The 17,716-nt window shown below is 59.7% G+C and carries 17 protein-coding genes and 1 tRNA gene; 6 read left to right on the plus strand and 12 right to left on the minus strand.

Annotation, left to right across the window (positions count from 1 at the left end):
- Positions 1-417: 417 nt before the first annotated feature.
- Positions 418-999 (minus strand): sigma-70 family RNA polymerase sigma factor, encoded by a 582-nt coding sequence (locus Q1A00_RS07005; protein ID WP_299755908.1) that lies wholly within the window; start codon positions 997-999, stop codon positions 418-420.
- Between the two features lie 436 nt (positions 1,000-1,435).
- Between Q1A00_RS07005 and Q1A00_RS07010 the strand changes: the two genes are divergently transcribed.
- Entirely contained in the window at positions 1,436-2,071 is a 636-nt protein-coding gene (locus tag Q1A00_RS07010; protein ID WP_299755911.1) for a hypothetical protein, read from the plus strand.
- On the opposite strand, the gene Q1A00_RS07015 is transcribed toward Q1A00_RS07010, so the two are convergent.
- The 3 genes from Q1A00_RS07015 to galT form a co-directional block, all read right to left on the minus strand.
- Entirely contained in the window at positions 2,033-2,548 is a 516-nt protein-coding gene (locus Q1A00_RS07015; RefSeq protein ID WP_298405027.1) for a hypothetical protein, read from the minus strand. The two genes, Q1A00_RS07010 and Q1A00_RS07015, sit on opposite strands and share 39 nt — an antisense overlap.
- A 92-nt stretch (positions 2,549-2,640) precedes the next feature.
- Positions 2,641-3,654 carry an ATP-binding protein gene (locus tag Q1A00_RS07020; protein ID WP_299755914.1) on the minus strand — a complete coding sequence of 338 codons (1,014 nt, stop codon included), beginning with the start codon at positions 3,652-3,654 and terminating at the stop codon, positions 2,641-2,643.
- A gap of 175 nt (positions 3,655-3,829) precedes the next feature.
- Complete coding sequence (gene galT / locus Q1A00_RS07025) at positions 3,830-4,819, minus strand: galactose-1-phosphate uridylyltransferase (protein WP_298405034.1); 990 nt, start codon at positions 4,817-4,819, stop codon at positions 3,830-3,832.
- 158 nt (positions 4,820-4,977) lie between these two features.
- On the opposite strand from galT, the gene Q1A00_RS07030 reads away from it, so the two are divergent.
- Together Q1A00_RS07030 and Q1A00_RS07035 are read left to right on the plus strand one after the other, a co-directional pair.
- Positions 4,978-5,658, plus strand: a complete 681-nt coding sequence (locus tag Q1A00_RS07030; protein WP_298405038.1) for a GntR family transcriptional regulator — start codon at positions 4,978-4,980, stop codon at positions 5,656-5,658.
- A gap of 54 nt (positions 5,659-5,712) precedes the next feature.
- Positions 5,713-6,471, plus strand: a complete 759-nt coding sequence (locus Q1A00_RS07035) for a sulfite exporter TauE/SafE family protein (RefSeq protein ID WP_298405041.1) — start codon at positions 5,713-5,715, stop codon at positions 6,469-6,471.
- A 3-nt stretch (positions 6,472-6,474) separates the two neighbouring features.
- On the opposite strand, the gene Q1A00_RS07040 is transcribed toward Q1A00_RS07035, so the two are convergent.
- The 6 genes from Q1A00_RS07040 to Q1A00_RS07065 form a co-directional block, all read right to left on the minus strand.
- Positions 6,475-7,767 carry an ATP-binding protein gene (locus Q1A00_RS07040; protein ID WP_298405043.1) on the minus strand — a complete coding sequence of 431 codons (1,293 nt, stop codon included), beginning with the start codon at positions 7,765-7,767 and terminating at the stop codon, positions 6,475-6,477.
- Positions 7,768-7,964: 197 nt separating this feature from the next.
- Positions 7,965-8,663: a response regulator transcription factor gene (locus Q1A00_RS07045; protein WP_298405046.1), complete on the minus strand. Its 699-nt coding sequence runs from the start codon at positions 8,661-8,663 to the stop codon at positions 7,965-7,967.
- A 61-nt stretch (positions 8,664-8,724) separates the two neighbouring features.
- Positions 8,725-8,801: transfer RNA gene (locus tag Q1A00_RS07050), tRNA-Pro, on the minus strand.
- A gap of 152 nt (positions 8,802-8,953) precedes the next feature.
- Positions 8,954-9,463, minus strand: a complete 510-nt coding sequence (locus Q1A00_RS07055; protein ID WP_298405049.1) for a hypothetical protein — start codon at positions 9,461-9,463, stop codon at positions 8,954-8,956.
- 204 nt (positions 9,464-9,667) lie between these two features.
- Positions 9,668-11,209 (minus strand): MFS transporter, encoded by a 1,542-nt coding sequence (locus tag Q1A00_RS07060; protein ID WP_298405052.1) that lies wholly within the window; start codon positions 11,207-11,209, stop codon positions 9,668-9,670.
- Positions 11,206-11,928: an LppX_LprAFG lipoprotein gene (locus Q1A00_RS07065; RefSeq protein WP_298405055.1), complete on the minus strand. Its 723-nt coding sequence runs from the start codon at positions 11,926-11,928 to the stop codon at positions 11,206-11,208. The genes Q1A00_RS07060 and Q1A00_RS07065 overlap by 4 nt, the downstream gene beginning before the upstream one ends.
- A 64-nt stretch (positions 11,929-11,992) precedes the next feature.
- On the opposite strand from Q1A00_RS07065, the gene Q1A00_RS07070 reads away from it, so the two are divergent.
- Positions 11,993-12,919, plus strand: coding sequence for a 2-dehydropantoate 2-reductase (locus Q1A00_RS07070; protein ID WP_298405057.1), 927 nt, complete (start codon positions 11,993-11,995; stop codon positions 12,917-12,919).
- Here Q1A00_RS07070 and Q1A00_RS07075 read toward each other — a convergent pair.
- Positions 12,873-13,772: a metallophosphoesterase family protein gene (locus Q1A00_RS07075; RefSeq protein WP_298405060.1), complete on the minus strand. Its 900-nt coding sequence runs from the start codon at positions 13,770-13,772 to the stop codon at positions 12,873-12,875. The genes Q1A00_RS07070 and Q1A00_RS07075 overlap by 47 nt on opposite strands.
- Positions 13,773-13,972: 200 nt before the next feature.
- Here Q1A00_RS07075 and Q1A00_RS07080 point away from each other — a divergent pair, with 200 nt between their 5' ends.
- Positions 13,973-15,922, plus strand: a complete 1,950-nt coding sequence (locus tag Q1A00_RS07080; RefSeq protein WP_298405062.1) for an amylo-alpha-1,6-glucosidase — start codon at positions 13,973-13,975, stop codon at positions 15,920-15,922.
- A gap of 20 nt (positions 15,923-15,942) precedes the next feature.
- Here the strand turns inward: Q1A00_RS07080 and Q1A00_RS07085 are convergent, their stop codons facing one another.
- Positions 15,943-16,593 carry a class I SAM-dependent methyltransferase gene (locus tag Q1A00_RS07085; protein ID WP_299755922.1) on the minus strand — a complete coding sequence of 217 codons (651 nt, stop codon included), beginning with the start codon at positions 16,591-16,593 and terminating at the stop codon, positions 15,943-15,945.
- A 146-nt stretch (positions 16,594-16,739) separates the two neighbouring features.
- Between Q1A00_RS07085 and Q1A00_RS07090 the strand changes: the two genes are divergently transcribed.
- Positions 16,740-17,681 carry a DUF4938 domain-containing protein gene (locus Q1A00_RS07090; protein WP_298405065.1) on the plus strand — a complete coding sequence of 314 codons (942 nt, stop codon included), beginning with the start codon at positions 16,740-16,742 and terminating at the stop codon, positions 17,679-17,681.
- The last annotated feature ends 35 nt before the right edge of the window (positions 17,682-17,716 follow it).

A 17,716-nucleotide genomic window follows, 5' to 3' on the forward strand; every position in this document is an offset into this window, starting at 1 on the left:
CGGCATCACCCAAGCGGCGGCACAGGTAGTGATAGACGCGGGGCCCGTAAGTTTCATAGATCCAGCTCACGATCTGCGGGTCGCGTTGTTGAAGTCCGGTAATCAGGTCGTGGTGGGATGGAACGATCACTGCACAAACTCCGCAAGCTACAAACACGTGAATGCCAACATGTACCCATCGGGGTGGGTTACGCGGATACGTGCCTCCTGTTTTGATAACGCAGTGCGTTAATCGCCGGTACTCCGTAGTATACGCCAGTACACAGGGCAAAACGGTAACAGTTTTTGCAAAATGTTTGGGGTGGGGTAGGGCGCATCACCGCTGCCTCTCTCCGCGTAAAGAGTTCGTGGTGCGAGCGCAGCGTGCCTGCCCGCCTTCCCCCAGCCCCCTATCTCCCTGTTCCCCCTCCCTCATTACTACGCCATCGGTGGCTGATACGTCCGGCGCGGGTTGGGGATCAGCTCTGGCTGCTCGCGCACCAGTTTGCGGGCAAGGATCATTGCTCGGTGCTGGAGGGCTTTGGCGGCGGAGACAGTGCAACCGAGTTGGCGGGCCGTTTCTTCGAGGGACAGGTCATAGCCGAAGCGGAGCCAGAGCACGCGCCGGTAGTGGTCGGGCAGGGCAGCCAGCACGTACTGAAGGTGCTCCCAGTCCCACTGTGGGGCGAGGAGAGTTTCGGGGTCGCCGTCGTGCTCGGTGTTGCCCGCTTCAAGCGGTACGAAACGTCCGGCCCGGCGGCGGATATTCGCGGCCTGATCACGGGCAAGATGAAACAGCCACGCGGTGAGGGGGAGACCGCGGTCTTCATAGTGGGTGGCCCGTTCGAGCAGGCGGATAAAGACCTCGCTGTGGGCGTCACGGGTCAATTCGGCATCACCCAAGCGGCGGCACAGGTAGTGATAGACGCGGGGCCCGTAAGTTTCATAGATCCAGCTCACGATCTGCGGGTCGCGTTGTTGAAGTCCGGTAATCAGGTCGTGGTGGGATGGAACGGTCATTGCACAAACTCCGCAAGCTACAAACACGCGAATGCCAAAACGTAAGCGCTCTCTGTGCCGCTCGCCAGAGCGGTGGGTGATGAAGGTCGTGCCTCCTTTCGGTGGATTATCTGAGTGCCGGTAGTAGGGAGTATACACTACGAAAGGTTTGAAAACGGTAACATTTTTTGCAAAATTTTCATTGAGATAGCATTTCAATATATCGATTTTAGGCCTCACCTGAAAGCAAATCACTACAATGATAATTTGATAAGATGAGACGTTATCAATTGGCGACGGTGATCTTACCCTGCCCAGCTCAATGGAATGTAGCTTAAGCGCATCAGTGATCATTAAAGTGGTTTCATTTGCTTAGGTTGTTGCTGCCGCTGGGAACTCTCTGCCTCCTTTTCGCGTCATCTCATCAGAGCAGTTTTCTGATTGCAAGGGATTGCCTATGCGCACGTTACTCTTGATCATAATCATCGCTTCGCTATCGCTTACCGCCTGTAGTGCCGCTACCACGTCAGCGCCGGCCCAACCTACCGCCACGCCTGATCAGCCTGTTCCCACTCAGCCGCCAGCAGCCACGCGCGATGCTGCTCCGCCGGCGAACGTTGAACCAACGGCGACGCGGTTGCCTGATAGTCCAACCGAATCGCCGGCTCCCGCCCCTACCGAGACACCGGCTGCTCTGCTGCCCACTGCTGCGCCGGCGGCAACGCTGGTGCCAACAGTTTTACCGATCAAGGAGACCCCTATGTCGATTCCGCCGGCTCCCGCACCGAATGCTCAGCCGCTGACGCCGCCGTTTGATAGCTTTGTCCAACGCCAAATCGATGCGGCGAAGCAAGATTTGGCCCAGCGGTTGGGGATTGATGTCGCTGCGATTGAGGTAGCTTCGGTCGAGGCAGTGACGTGGTCTGATGGTTCGCTCGGTTGCCCGCGGCCCGGCATGGCCTACATTCAGGTGTTAATTGACGGCTTGCGGATTCTATTGCGGGTTAGCGATCAGCTCTACCCCTACCATAGCGGCGATAACCAACCGCCGTTCTTATGCGAATTGCAGATGGGGCCGCGGGTCAAGCCGTAAGCCGTCGCGGAGGCGTAGCAGGGCTACGCCTCTACCTCGTGACGCGGTTTTTTCCTCGAAGTAACAAACCCCAAATGCTGCCAACCGTAATTCCTCACTCACGCCGCGGCGCTCACGACTGAGCGGGAATAGACCAAGCAGTTCAGCGCCGAGTTGTTGTGCGATGACAAGGCAGCTAAGTAATGCGCCAAGATTGACCACCCCGACAAGACTACGCTTACCGAGCATGCGGCGAATCGCTACGATGTCACTGGGTACACTGCTGAAGGCACACCAATCGATGGCGCCGTGGCGGAGTGCCGGTTCACGCTGCCAGAGGTTGAGCAGGCGCGGCAAGATGTGATGATCGGCAATCTCCTGCCCGTTCCACGTGGCCGGCGTTAAGCCACTGAACAGCATCACGGCCCACAGCGCCTGCACTAGTCGCGAGCCGCGTAAGCCGTCGGCCAGCGGGTTGCAGTCGGCCGTATCGTGCATTTCCAGAAAACCGATCCGGTAAACGGGAGGGGGGAACAAACCCAACGAGCCTAGACGCCATTGTCTAGGCTCAACCATTGACACGGATGCGCTTAGGGCGCTGCGATCGGCCAGTGGAACCAAGCCACAAACAGATCGCCATGAGGAATCGCACCAACATAGCTGCCGGCAATTGCCGCGAGCCCATTGGGCAGACCATACGCATTCGCCACTAGCTCGGCGCAAATCGCCAAACCAAAGCCGTGCCCCTTGCTACCATCGCTGCTGAACGTAAAGCCGCCGCGGAACAGATTGCTCCACTGCTGGCCAAAGCGCTGATCGAGCGCGCTGCGTTGCAGCGGATCGATCCGGTTTGCTACGACAAAGCGCAAACTTGGCGACGAGCAATCGAAAAGGGGGTAAATGCCGACCATCACCCGGTGATCGGCGCTGTGGCGAGTTGCGTTATTGATCAGGTTGTAGATCACCCGATCGAGGGCCGAGAACTCGACGCAGCGGTCAGCGACGACACCGTTGTAGCGCGCATCCACCACAATCTGGGCCGTGCCGTCGGGCAAGCGATAATCGGCTTGCTGCCACTTTTCTAGCAACAGATCAACGCCATGAGTGCGCAATTCAATATCGCGCGCCGTGCGCACCGGATCGAGATCGGGCACGCAGTTGCGCATAATCTTGAGGTGATCGCGCACCAGCAGATAGATTCGTTCAACATCAACAGGCTGCGCCTGCTCGAATTCGATCAGTTGCAATTGCAGCGCCAATGCTTGCAACGACCCGCCGCGAATATCGTGGATCACCTGCCCTAACACCGGATCGTGCCGGCTGAGCGAAATACCACGCAGTTCATGCATCAAATCGTGCCATCCCGTCTCGTGCAAAAACTGGCGCAATTCGTCGAGCTTAACCCGACGCATCTGGTCAAATCGGCTAAAAATAGCGAGCAACGTATCATACAGACGCCGCACCACCGGCTGCACGTTTTCCGGCAAGGCGGTGATGCTGATGCTGCTCACGCTGCGCACGAAGGGATCGTGGCGCAAGAACGGCAAATCACACGGCGCAAGGGCTTTGATTGTTTCGTCGCTAAGTGGGAATGCGCCGGTCATAGCAGCAGAACTCCTTTGGCATGGGCAACAACTGGCACCTTAGCCTGAACCTCTTGTCTCCAAGTAGTTAAACGTTAGTATAACCGATCTTTGAATTATTGTTGCAGCAATAATAGGCAAGCTATCGAATTGCAAATATGTACTAGAAATCACACAAATTGCCAGCGTATCTGCCTCATTCACGTAAAAACGCCGCGCACGCTTCGGGAATGCTGGGATTAATAAAAATGCCGCTGCCCATCTCAAACCCGGCCATGTACGACAGGCGCGGCACGACAGCCAGATACCAATGAAAATAGCCGTTTTCTGGCTCTTTGGCTGGCGTCGAGCGGAGCACCAGATTAAAATCGGGGTCGTTGAGCCGGTAGTAGAGCCGGTGAAAGACCTCGCGCACCACGTCGGCTAAGCCACCAAGTTCAGATTCGTCAAGATGGAAAAAACTCGCCCGATGCTTGCGCGGCAAAATCCAGAGGTGAAACGGCGAAGAAGCAGCGTAGAGCACAAACGCGACAAACTCATCATTCGCATAGACTATCCGCTCATTGCGGGCCACTTCATCGGCCAGCATCGTGCAAAACACACACTGGCCAGTATCATCAAAAAACCGGCGCGCCTCTTCGATCCGGTGGCGAATGTCGCTGGGTACTACCGGCACAGCCATTATCTGGCTGTGCGGATGTTGCAACGAGGCACCGGCCCGTTCGCCGTGATTCTTAAAAATGACAATCTGCTCAATCCGCGGATCAGTGCTCATCGCTCGCCCACGGCTCAGATAGACGGCCAGCACAGACCGTACCTCATCATGGGTCATGAGTCCGAGCGTCGTGTTGTGATTCGGGTGCTCGACCAGCACTTCGTGATAGCCATAACCGCTGATCGTGCGCCGCACTCCGTCAAAATGGCGCACCACCGGCCCGTGATCATGCAGGGCCGGATACTTGTTGCGCACAATCCGCAACTGCCACGAGCCTGTCGCCGGATAACGCTCAACTTCAAGATCGAGTTCTTCATTACCAACGCAGAAGGGGCAGTGCGGATCATGGGGCGGACGTTCGGCAGTGAGCGGCTGCTGGCGGGTTTCGGTAAAGGCATTAGGACGGCGCGCACGTTCACTGGCAATGATCACCCATTCGCGGGTGGCAATATTCTGCCGTAATTCGGACATGAGGCTTGCTCCACAGCGGACGGTTAGCCGCAGCGTTGCGCTATGCTTTGTATTGTAGCCGCAATGCATCTGATGAGCAAGTTATGCTAGTTGACAAACACCTACCGAGGAGCGTAAACTAACACATCAGATGATATGATTTTTTCGCAGAGGTGCTTATGTCCCTTTCTCGGCAACGGTTAGTTGAACAGGTCATTGACTACCTGCGACAGCAACTCAAGACACAAGCATACCCGGTCGGCAGTCGGTTGCCACCCGAACCCCAACTCATGGCGCAGCTCGGCGTCGGGCGCTCCACGGTGCGCGAGGCGATTCGGGCGCTAGCCCACGAAGGCTTGCTCGAAGTGCGCCAAGGCGATGGCACCTACGTGCGCGCCACGGCCATCGCCGAACCGTTGGCTGCGCGGCTGCGGCAGGCAAAAGTGCAAGAGGTGCATGAGGTGCGACGAGCATTAGAGCTGGAAGTCGTGGCATTGGCCGCCGAACGGCGCAACGACGATGATCTGGCCGAAATCCAGCGCTGGTTGGCGGCGCGCTCGGCGGCGCTGACTAATGGCGATACCGCCACTGCGCTTGCTGCCGACATCGAGTTGCACTGCGCAATTGCCCGCGCGACCCACAACCCGATGCTCAGCGATCTGTACCGGATGTTTGCCGTCACGCTCCACGACGCGCTCGGCGTGTTGTGGGACGCCGCCGCGCCAGCCGCTGATGACCGCTCCCACGTCGATCTGGTCGCGGCGATTGCAGCAGGTGATGCCGCAGCGGCGGTCGCCGTGACCCGCCAGATTCTAGCTCGTCACGAAGCAACGCTAAGTCACCACACCAGTGACGCATGATTTTTTGTCTACAAAAACATCTGATGATCTGATGAATTAAAAGGGTTAGTGCAAATGGAATTCTTCGACCTGCTCCTTATCTTCACCGCCGCACTGCTGGCCGGCGCACTGAACGCGATTGCCGGCGGCGGCAGTTTTTTCTCGTTCCCCGCGCTTTTGGTGGCCGGCGTGCCGCCAATTGTGGCTAATGCCACCAACGCGCTGGCGCTGTGGCCGGGCACGCTGGCCAGCATCGGCGCATACCGGCGTGAACTGCGCGGCCAACAACGCGATATTTGGCTCTTTAGCGGCTTAAGTCTGCTCGGCGGGTTGCTCGGCGCAATCTTGTTGCTCTACACCGATGAGCGGCGCTTTACCGCGCTGATCCCATATCTGCTACTCTTCGCCACGCTGGTCTTCACCTTTAGCCCGCAGATTACCCGCCTTGCGCAACGGACGGTCGGCAAAGGCAACGGCCAGCGCTGGCTGGTTGTCGTTATCTACCTTGCCATTGCCATTTACGGTGGCTTTTTTGGTGCCGGATTGGGCATTCTCACGCTAGCTGCGCTAGCTCTGCTTGGTTACGATAACATTCACCGCATGAATGCACTCAAAACGTTGCAGGCGGCGCTGGTCAACGGGATTGCCGTAGCGACCTTTGTTACAACCGGCTTGATCGCGTGGCTGCCGGCCCTGATCATGACGATTGGCGCGATCGCCGGCGGCTATGGCGGCGCGGCGATTGCCCGCCGGATCGATGCCCGCCGGGTGCGCATAGCCGTGGTGGTCATTAGTATCGGGTTGACGGTATGGTTCTTTGTCCGCAGTGCGTGACCGTCACGCCGCCGGCAGCGTAAACCAGAAGGTCGATCCGTGCCCTTCTTGGCTGCTGGCCCAGATCCGGCCACCGTGCCCTTCGATCAGATGCTTGGCGATCGCCAAGCCCAAGCCGGTGCCACCAGCGTGACGGGTGCGCGCCCGGTCGACTTTGTAGAAACGCTCAAAAATCCGGCGCAACTCGCGGCTTGGAATGCCAATGCCGGTATCGCTGACGCTAATCAGCACCCACGTGCCGGCGGGATGCGGCGGACGATCCTCGCGCGAAGGCGGATCGTCAACCGCGATATACAACACCTTGGCCGTAACCGAGATTGTGCCGCCTTCGGGGGTGAACTTCACTGCATTGTGCAGCAAATTGAGCAACACCTGCCCAATCCGGTCGCTATCCATCAGCGCTGGTGGCAAATCATGCGCCGACTCGATGCAAATGGTCTGCTGTTTCCGATCGGCCTGTGGCCGGATGCGTTCCACAGCTCGCTCGATCACCGGCCCAACCGCTAGCGGCGCTAACTTGAGCGACACCCGTCCCGACTCAAGCCGCGAGAGTTCGTGCAATTCATCAACCAATTGCGTCACCGCATCGATCTCTTGCGCCATCTGCCCCAACATCCTTCCGGCAATATCGGGCGGCGGCGCCGATTGCAATGTCTCCACCAGCAACTTGAGCGAAGCAAGCGGGGTGCGCAACTCGTGCGAGACGTTCGCCACCAAATCGCGCCGCGCCCGTTCGAGCATGCTAATCTGGGTCAGGTCGCGAATAACGATTAACGCCCCTTCCGGCGGGCCAGTTTGGACGATCAGCGGCTCGTAATGCAAATGCAAGGTGCGACCGGTCGCCAGCGGGCGAATCGTCAATTCCCGCCGTTCACCATCGGCGATCACATCGCGCGCCAACCGATCGGCTTGGTGATCGCGCAAGAGCGTAATTAAGCCGCTGTCGGTTGCGCTCCCTTGCCCAGCTAGCAGATGGATCGCCGCTTCATTGTGAAATACGATCTGGCGCTCGGCATCAACCACAATCACGCCGGCATCAACAGCTCGGGCCAGCGCAAGGAATAGGGGCTGGTGGTGGGGAACGAGTAGTGCGGGAACGGGATCAGTCTGCGTTTCCGGCGCAGGGTCAGACGAAATCATCAGGTAATCCTGTTGCGGCTCAGGCGAGGCAAGAGACGACGTAGCGGCGCTTGTGGCCAGCTTACGCTCGAACCGACGCCAACGGCGGACGCTGAGGATCAAGCTCACCGCCAGCACTACCGTAGCCACCGTTAGCGTCAATTCAAGCAGGGTCATGCAGATTCTGTGATGTTAGCTGTACGCTGCCGAGTTTGGAAAGCCGGTCTGGTCACACTCATGGATGTCATCGTGAGGGGCAGAGTTCGCGCAGTAATCCCGGCGAGATTGCTGCGATTGCCATGGTGCCCGCCCTCTGAACGATACGCGCATGCGGCAGCTTCACCGCCACATTCCATCGAGCTGCGCAACCCCGGTCACACCTGCTCGGCGGGCGGCTCAAACCGGTAGCCAACGCCGCGCACGGTCTGAATATAGGTCGGCTTGCCGGGATCGGGTTCGATCTTTTCGCGCAGCCAGCGAATATGGACATCGACGGTGCGGCTGTCGCCGATAAAATCTTGCCCCCAGACTCGTTCGAGTAACAGATCACGGGTCAGGGCAATGCCGCGATTACGCATCAAACACGTAAGCAGATCGAACTCTTTTTGGGGCAAGTTAAGCTCTTGGCCATCGCGCCATGCCCGCCGGCTGCTAGTATCAACCCGGATCACACCGGCCTCTAGCACCTCACGAACAATCGAGTGGGGCTGGCGTTCGCTGCGGCGCAAAATAGCGCGCACGCGCGCCAGAAACTCACCGAGGCTGAACGGCTTGCTGATGTAATCATCGGCGCCGAGTTCGAGGCCGGCAATCCGGTCGACCTCGTCTTGGCGGGCGGTGAGCATCATAATCGGCACATCGCTCTCTTGGCGGAGGATGCGGCAGACTGAGAAGCCATCGAGCCGGGGCAACATAATATCCAGCACAATTAAATCGGGCTGATCGCGGCGGGCGCGGTCGAGACCATGCACCCCATCTGCCGCGACAATTACCGAATAACCTTCGCGTTCAAGGTTATACCGCAGAGTCTCGGCCAGTGTCGTTTCATCTTCGACGATCAGAACCGTCGCCATAGCTGCTCCACACATGAAGACCGCCGGTGAAGGGCCGGCGGTCGTTGCCACGTGGCGAATGTGGTCGGGGCGGAGGGATTTGAACCCACGACCCCCGCGTCCCAAACGCGGTGCTCTACCAGGCTGAGCCACGCCCCGACGTCCTTAAGGTTAGCAGCATGATAGGGATTTTGTCAAGCGGGTTGTCAATAGTCACGAACAGACACAGAATAGCTTTAGCGGAAGGATCAACCGTACCAGCCGCCCAGCCAGCCATCGTTGTAGATGACTGGCGGCAGCTTCGTTTTGCATCAATCACCTTCAGCCACTGGCGGCACGGGGGGCGGGCCGGGGCGAGGCGTGAGTTGGAGCCGGGCGCGCACGCGAGCCATTTCGCCAACGGCGAGGCGGGCTTCGGCCAGCCATTCGCGGTGTTCGTAGGCAAAGGCGCGGGCAATATAGGCCAATGCGCTGCTGCGGGTATCGGCAATGCCAACCGCCACCAACAGATCGAGTAATTCGCGTTCAGCGCGGCCCAACCGGGTCATCACCGGCACCGTGCGAGTGGTAAAGAGTACCTCGTGGTCGGCGGCGCGCATACCCCACGCCACCGGCACCCCGCTGTGACGTTCGATCTCGCGTGCAATCCGCATCCGGTCGCGCCGGGTCTGCTCTCGCAAGAGTGGGATCTCTTCGAGCGGGCGAGCGATGGGCAAAATAATGATCAATTCGTCACTGTACCGGCGAATCTCAGCCGGGCCAGCCCGCACTTCAGCCGGCAACCGCTGCGTAATAAGGCGCTGAATCTCTTCGTCATGCATTGAGGGTGTCCGTTCTGCTCTTGTTAATCAAGTTCTTGCGCAATGCGTGACACGGCAATGTGATAGTTTACCTCTCCAACCCGGCTTCCCAACTCCTACCCGGTAATGATCGGGTAGCGTGAAGCACCGCGGTCTACATCACGTACCCAGAGGGCCTATCATGAAATGCGGCAGGAAAACTGACACACTCCATAACGAGAAGGGTTACTGCTTACTAACCGCATCGGCAGATGCTTGGCGCATAAACCATGCCGCCAGCAGCCCGACCACATATGCCGCCACGCCAAACAAAAACGTCTCACCGATCACCTGTGCAGCGATTTCCATCAGAAAGCGGGCCGGGTCGGTCATCGCCAGCGGGTTATCGGCGCCAGCACGGCGCAACTCATCTTGACGATGCACACCCCAGAGGGTCAAAATCGCAACACCGACCGTCATCCCTACCAACCGCAACGCGATCACAAGCGCCGACGCTGCGCCGCGCCGGTCTTCACCAGCTGCCGCTACGACCGTATCGGCCACCGGCGCGATTACCAAGCCAAGGCCAATCCCAGTCAATGCCAGCTCAAGACCCATACGCAGATAGGTCGCTTCAGGCCCCCAAAACGCCATCAGCGTAGAGCCAACCAAGGCAAGGCCCAAACCGAGCAACGCCGGCAACTGCCCACCGTAGCGTCCGGTCAACAAACCACCCGGCAATGCTGCCGCTGCCATGGTCAACGTCAGGGCTGAAAGCATCCAGCCGGCATCCCATGCCGCAATCCGCAGAATATCGCTATCGGTTGGGTGGTAGAGCAGCAAATAGGTGTTGATGTAGAGCGGCACATTCGTGATCGCGATCGCTAGCCCAAAGCCGACCATGACATTGATCACACAGGCCATCGCCGTATCGCGCCGGGTAAAGAGTTCCAGCCCGATCAGCGGATCAGGGCTGCGCCGCTCGGCCCAAACGAAGAGAGCCAGCAAAACCAGCGCCACAAGTACCAGCAGCCCGGCGTAAGGCGGTGGCCCCAGCCGTTCACCGTAGAAATCGGTTGCACCCAATTCACTGCCGGCCGCCAAGCCGACATTCAACGCCACAAGGCTGCCACTCAACAACATCGTGCCCAGCCAATCGAAATAACCGGCTCGCGGCGGGGTGGGAATCTGGCGCAGTGCATACCATGTCAATCCCAACGCCACCAGCCCGATCGGCAGATTCAGCCAGAAGAGCAGCCGCCAATCGTCAAAAATCCTCATCAGCACGCCGCCGTAGAGATGGCCAACCATCCAGCCAGCAGTGTCAACCGCGCCGATAAGCCCCAGCGCCGCCGCCCGCTGACCGGGCGGAAAGAGATCGCCGACCAGTGCCATCGAAACCGGCACCATCGCCCCCGCACCTAGCGCCTGCACCACCCGGCCAATGATGAGCATCGTCAGATTGGGCGCGGCTGCCACCCACGCCGACCCGATCAAAAAGACGATCAAGCAAACAAGATAGACCATGCGCCGCCCAAGCAGATCCGACAAGCGGCCCATAAAGGTGATGCTCACCGTATAGGCCAACAAATAGCCGCTCACTGCCCACGACGCCCGGTTAAGCTCGGTATCGAGCGACAGGCGCAGGTCGATCATGACCTTCGGCAACACCGCGCTAATGACAGTCAAGTCAACCGCGCCGATAAAGATGGCCAAGCAGACCAATCCTAGTGTAATCCGAGGGTCGAACGCGCGCACTTCGGCTTTAGTCAACGCAGGATTCGTCATGGGCATTGCACCGGTTCGCGGACATCAACCGTCTTGTCGTACTCGCTAAACTCAAGTGTCCACGTGCTCGGATTGGCGGCATCGGTTGCGGTATCGACCAACACTACTCGGCTAGCGCGCATGGTCGCTTGATCGGCCCACAGATCGGCGGTGACCGGCCCCGCTCCCAGCAGATTAAGGCTAATCGCGCGCAACTGTTCAGCCGGCAGCGTACCACGCAGGTGGTAATGCGGACGACCGTTCAGGTCTTCAATCCCCACCAGCGTCACATCGGCAAATTGGTTGGCCAGCAACGCTTCGATCCCAATATCGGGGGCAAATAAGACCGCCGGATCGAACGTCGAGCCGGGTTGCAGACACATCCACTGGCGCGTAATCGGATTAGTCGTATACTGCTTGCCAGCCAGCGAAACCGTCCGGATCTCGCCAATCGCATTGCCTAGTGTGATGTTGAGAACCGAGAGCACAGCATCAGGGCGACGCAAATCGCCTTCAATGCTATTCAGCGTCGTCACCCCGCCCGCATCGAGCGCCACCGGCTTACCGATCAGGGTAATCCGAAAATGGACGCTCTGGCTATTTTGGGTTGCTTGACCGATGGCCGATGCCAACGCGCGCGGATCGGGTGTCGGCGTCGGTGTCGGCGGCGCTGCCACTCCCCCACAACCAACCAGCCACAGGACCAGACTCGCGATGAGCCATCTCCAGCTCTGCTTCATAGCGCACCTTCTCATCTGCTGTGCTACCATGGTCGTGACAGTAGTATAACAGAGGTCGTCCACCATGAAGATTGCAATCATTGGCGCCGGTGCGCTCGGTAGTGTGATTGGATTCCACCTCGCGCCTGTCATTTCGATCATGCTCGTAGATTCGTGGGCTGAACACATTGGCGCGATCAACGCATCCGGGTTGCGCTGCGCCTACGATGGCGGCGAAACCACCCGTTCGATCCCAGCGACGACTGACCCGGCGAGTATTGAGCCGTTTGATGTCGCGCTTGTTACCGTCAAGTCCGCTCAGACCGCTTGGGCCGCTGAGACAGCCGCGCAGCTCTTGAAATCCGGCGGGGTAGCGTACACCTTGCAAAATGGGCTAGGGAACGCCGAAGTGTTGAGCAGGCGGCTAGGCCCATTGCGCGTCGGGCAAGCAGTCACCACGCTCGGCGCAACCCTGCTTGGCCCCGGACGGGTTCGCCTCGCCGGTCGCGGGCCAACCACCTTTGGCGCGGTACCGTCGCTCAGTATCGCCTACGCACTCGCCAATACGTTTCGCACCGCCGGTTTGCCGGCTGGGGTTGCAACCAATCTGGACAGCTTAGTGTGGGGGAAATTGATTGTGAACGTCGGCATCAACGCGCTTACCGCGATCCTGCGCGTTCCCAACGGTGCCTTGGCAAGCGTGCCAGCAGCATCCGCTCTTGTCCGGCAAGCCGTAGAGGAAGCGGTGGCAGTAGCCCGCGCCGCCGGCATTACACTGGCTTTAGCCGATCCCGTTGCCGAAACGCTGGCTGTGGCCCAAGCGACTGCTACGAACCGATCGTCAATGTTGCAAGACATCTTGCGCGGCGCACCCACCGAAATTGACACCATCAACGGCGCGATTGTGCGCGAAGGACGCCGGCTCGGCGTGCCAACGCCGTTCAACGAAATGTTGTGCAATCTGGTTAAGGCATTAGAAGCGACGGCGCCGTTACGAGTGCAGGAGACGTAGCTGGCATCCGGTCAAGGTCAACCAAAAACCGGTGGACAGCCTCGTCTACGCTCATCTTGCCGGCGATCACCGGATCGTAATACACCGGCACAAAATCGAACAGAAACGAGCGCGCCATTTCCAGCTCGCGCACCATAATCTGGGCAATCGGCCCACAAGCGGGAAGCATCACCGCGCGCGCAGCGTGCAGCGTAGCAGTGCGATCATACGTCACCCGCACAATCTGCGCCTGCCAACCGTGCTGGTCGAGGGTCAGACGAGCGTAAGCGGCCCGCCAGTCGCCATCAAAGGGCAACCCAACCGACCCTACATTCACCACCAGCGTCTGCTCAACCCACCGGGTGAAAGGCATATGGGTATGAGCTGTGCAAAACACCGCAGCATGCGGATCGATCTTGGTCTGCAATTCGAGCTGAGAGTGCGAGGGTAAGAGGCCATCACGATCGTGATGGATCGAACCGTGATAGACCATTACCGTACCACCCGGTGTTTCTAACGCCAAACTCGTGGGGAGCGTCTTGACCTGCGGCAACAGATCAACCACTTCCTGATGTGTCCAGATAATCGGCCCCTGTAATGCGCGCTTACCGCCCTGCGGCGGATGGCCTATGCTCAGATCGTGGTCATAACTGAGGATATAGCCCTCATGATTGCCGCGCAACACATGCCAGCCTCGTTCCCGCTGCATCTGCAAGGCTAGCTCAAGGCAGGGGCGTGGTTGCGGGCCACGATTGATGATGTCACCAGCGATGATGACCGTATCAGGCTGCCACTGCTCAATATCGGCAATGACTGCACGAAAAGCAGCTAAATTCGCATGAATGTCGGCAAGAACAGCTATGTTTATGTTCATCGGTGTGTAACACCCTCCGTATCCATGTGCTCCTCATTCCCCAGTCGCTAGTACCCTCACCCCCCGGCCCTCCCCCTGCGGAGGAGGGATCCGACTCCTCCCCCTAGCGGGGAGAGGCTAGGAGGGGGCCATATCCCTAATCACCACCCTTCAAGTAGTGTACCATGGTCATGGAACCGTCTCAGGAAGGAGCTGCCATTGTGTTTAGCTTCGGACGCGCTTTGGGTGCCGAACCAGCCTTTGCCGCTCAGCGCGAATGGCTAGTGACGAACGGGATTGGCGGCTATGCCGCTGGAACTATCGCTGGAACGCTTACACGCAGTTATCACGGTTTGCTGATTGCTGCGCTCGAACCGCCGCTTGGCCGGGTGCTAACGTTAGCCTCGCTCGATGCGTATGTGAGCTATCTCGGCCAGACCTTCGATCTCACCACCCACCGGCGCACCGGCCAGTCCGCCCGCGCTTGCCTATGGCTCGAGCGTTGGCGGCTGGAAGGAACCACGCCAGTGTGGGAGTATGCGCTGGCCGATGCGCTGCTCGAACAGCGGATCTGGATGGCACCCGGCGCCAACACCACCTACATTCGCTACACTGTCTTACGCGCCTCAGCCCCGCTCTCCCTCCGGCTCGACACCTTGGCAACGGCGCGTGACCATCACGCAGTGGCGCAAGTAGGCGACATTCCCTTGCAAGCCGAGCCAATCGCCAACGGGTTGCGGATATGGCCGCTGGCCGGCGGTCGCCATCTGCGCTTGCTCAGCGATCGAGGAACCTTCACCCCGCTCGGCGGCTGGCTCACCGATCTTTATCTAGCCATCGAAGCTGAACGTGGCCAAGCAGCGATCGACAACCTGCGCCGGGTTGGCCGGCTGACCACCACTCTCGCGCCGGGAGAGTCGCTGTTGGTCGTCGCCACCACCGAACCTTCAGCTACCCTCGACAGCGAGGCGGCGTGGAAGCTGCGCGCCGATTATGAAGCCGCGTTGTTAGAGCGAATTGACTGGACGGATGACCCATTCGTTCGCCAGCTCGCACTGGCTGCCGATCAGTTCATCGTCGAGCGGCCAGTGCCCGGCGGGATGCGCGGACGCACCATCATTGCTGGTTACCCGTGGTTTACCGACTGGGGCCGTGACACGATGATCAGCTTGCCCGGCTTGACCATTCCCACTCGCCGGCCAGAGGTTGCGGCGGATGTCTTGCGCACCTTCGTCCGGTTTGTTGATCGCGGTATGCTGCCCAATCGCTTCCCCGATGAAGGCGCAGCGCCCGAATACAACACTGCGGATGCAACCCTCTGGCTGTTCGAAGCGGTGCGTGCCCATCATGCCGCTTTTGCCGACGATGGTCTGCTCGCCGAACTGTTTCCGACCCTTGAAGAGATCATCGACTGGCACGTGCGCGGCACGCGTGATGGGATCGGGTTGGATCGTGGCGATGGCTTGTTGCGGGCCGGTACACCGACCACCCAATTGACGTGGATGGACGTGCGCGTGCAGGGATGGGTGGTCACGCCGCGTTCTGGCAAACCAGTTGAGATCAACGCACTCTGGTATAACGCTTTGCAGAGTATGGCCGGCTTTGCCCAACGGCTATGCCGCCCGTCCGAGCGGTATCAGGCGATGGCAGCGGCGGCGCGCGCCGGTTTCAACCGATTTTGGTATACGAACGGCCAATACTTGTACGACGTGATCGACACTCCTAACGGGTTCGATGCGACGCTCCGACCCAACCAGATCATTGCCGCCAGTCTGCCGCACAGCCCGCTCGACCGTGGCCGCCAACAGGCAGTTGTCCGCGCTTGCACCCAAGCCCTGTTGACCAGCGTTGGTCTGCGTAGCCTCGATCCGGCCCATCCCGATTACGCACCTCGCTACACTGGACCACTCTTGCAGCGCGACGCTGCCTACCATCAAGGCACGGTCTGGGCATGGCTGCTCGGCCCGTATGCTAGCGCCGTCTATCGGCTCACCGGTAATCGAGCCACCACCCGACGGCTGCTCACGCCGCTGCTCGATCACCTCAGTGATGGCTGCATCGGCACCATTAGCGAAATCTTCGACGGCGACCCGCCCCACCAGCCGCGCGGCTGCTTCGCCCAAGCGTGGAGCGTGGCCGAGGTCTTGCGCGGGTTGTATGAAATCAGGTAGCAGCGGCGTGCCGAGCCATCTCACTTTCGCCCGCTGACCACAAACAACACTAGGCGAGGGTCGGGTTCGGTGATAGAGCTGGCTGTTAATGGCAGACCGGCATACGTTGCTAAATCGGCGCTATCAATCAACGCCGCCTGCGCCGGTTCAGCGCCGTCGAGCAGATAGGCCTGCACTTGCGGCGTGGCAAAACCTGCGCCAGCCAGCAAGAGCGTCCACGTATCGGCCAAGCCATCAGCGGGAGCGAGCGGCAACACCGACGGCAGGGCGGCCAGTAACGCTGGCGGATGGCAGCGCATGCGCACCCAATACTCGCCCGCCGTCGCGATCAGCAGCATCCCGCCGGGCCGCAATACCCGCCACAACTCGCGCAAGGCTTGTTGCCGATCGGCAAAGAGTTGCAGCGCAGCCACACACCAGATTAGATCGACGCAGCCATCGCGCAACGGCAACGCCTCGGCAGCGCCGGCAATGGCAGCCAAGGCCGATGCTGACCGCAACGCAGTTACATCGCGGTCGATACCAATCAGCAGTGCATCAGCGGCACATTGCTCACGCAGCCACTGAGTTTTGGCGCCGTCGCCACAGCCAACATCAAGCGCGATGCGCGCGCCGGCGGGCGTGGCGGCGAGCAGGGCGTGGCGAATGCGCGGCAAATAGGGTTCGTGCAACAGTGGTATCATAAGGCGTGAAGGGGGCAAAGGCGCACAGTGATAAAACGCTGATGCGCAAAGGGATTGGATAGTTGATCAAACATAACCGCATTGCAACCTGCCATCGCTCGGCGGCGTAGCACTTTGGCGGAATACACACCCGTATGCAGCAACCAATCACCATCGTACAACTCGCCGCACTACACGGCCCCAACATCTACCGCCCGCAACCCGGCGTGGTCTTGCGGGCCGTTGCTAGCGCCGACCACAGTGAACGGCTCCGCAGCGCTATCAAAGGCGGTGCGCTGGCGATCGGGCTGGTCATTGCCCATCTGCACGTCAGCGCGCAACCACGATCAGACGATGTGCTGCTAAGCGCCTTCTTCACCACCAACGAACCGGAGTTCGGCGCCGAATTATGCCAGTACGTGATCGATGGCATGAACGCCGAAATCACCGGCGACGAGACGTGGGATCCCGACGAGCCGCTGCTGGCGTTGCACGACCGCCGCCAAGCGCAGGCATTACCGGTCGCCGCGCTACAACTGATCGCCAATGCTCGCCGGCACGATCTTCCGGCCACGGTATTGCCCGGCGGGCGCTTGCTGCTGGGGTATGGCGAACGGAGCTGGACAGTGACGGTGGCCGATCTGCGGGCCGCACCCGACCTGCAACCGCCGTGGTCGCAACTGGGACGCATCCCGATTATCGCTGTCACCGGCGAATGCTACCGCAGCTATGCCGTCGCCGAGCAAGCCGCCCGTTACCAAGCCCGTGCAATCGACCAAGCTGATCGCGCTGCAGTTCTCGCAGCGCTGGCCGATTCTACTTGCGCAGCGTTGGTGATTGGGTTTGCCACTGATAGCCTGTTGCGCGAAGGGTTGCCCTTCGATCGCTGCGATCTCGCGGTGATCACCGACCGCACCGGCCCGCGCCCGCCCGCCGCTTTCGATGACGACGAATGGCTGAAGGCATTGGGATTGCCGATGCTGTGCAGCACTGCCCCCACCTTAATCAACCTCACCGATCCGGCGTTGCACGCCTTGTTAAGCTATGCGCCCAATGGGGTGATTGGGTGGGGCGGGTATGCAACGAGTGATGGGTAGGAGCCGCCCGGTTGGTTGGCTCCTCCTGTGGTTGT

It is taken from the genome of uncultured Chloroflexus sp. (assembly GCF_938091255.1).
GTDB lineage: Bacteria > Chloroflexota > Chloroflexia > Chloroflexales > Chloroflexaceae > Chloroflexus.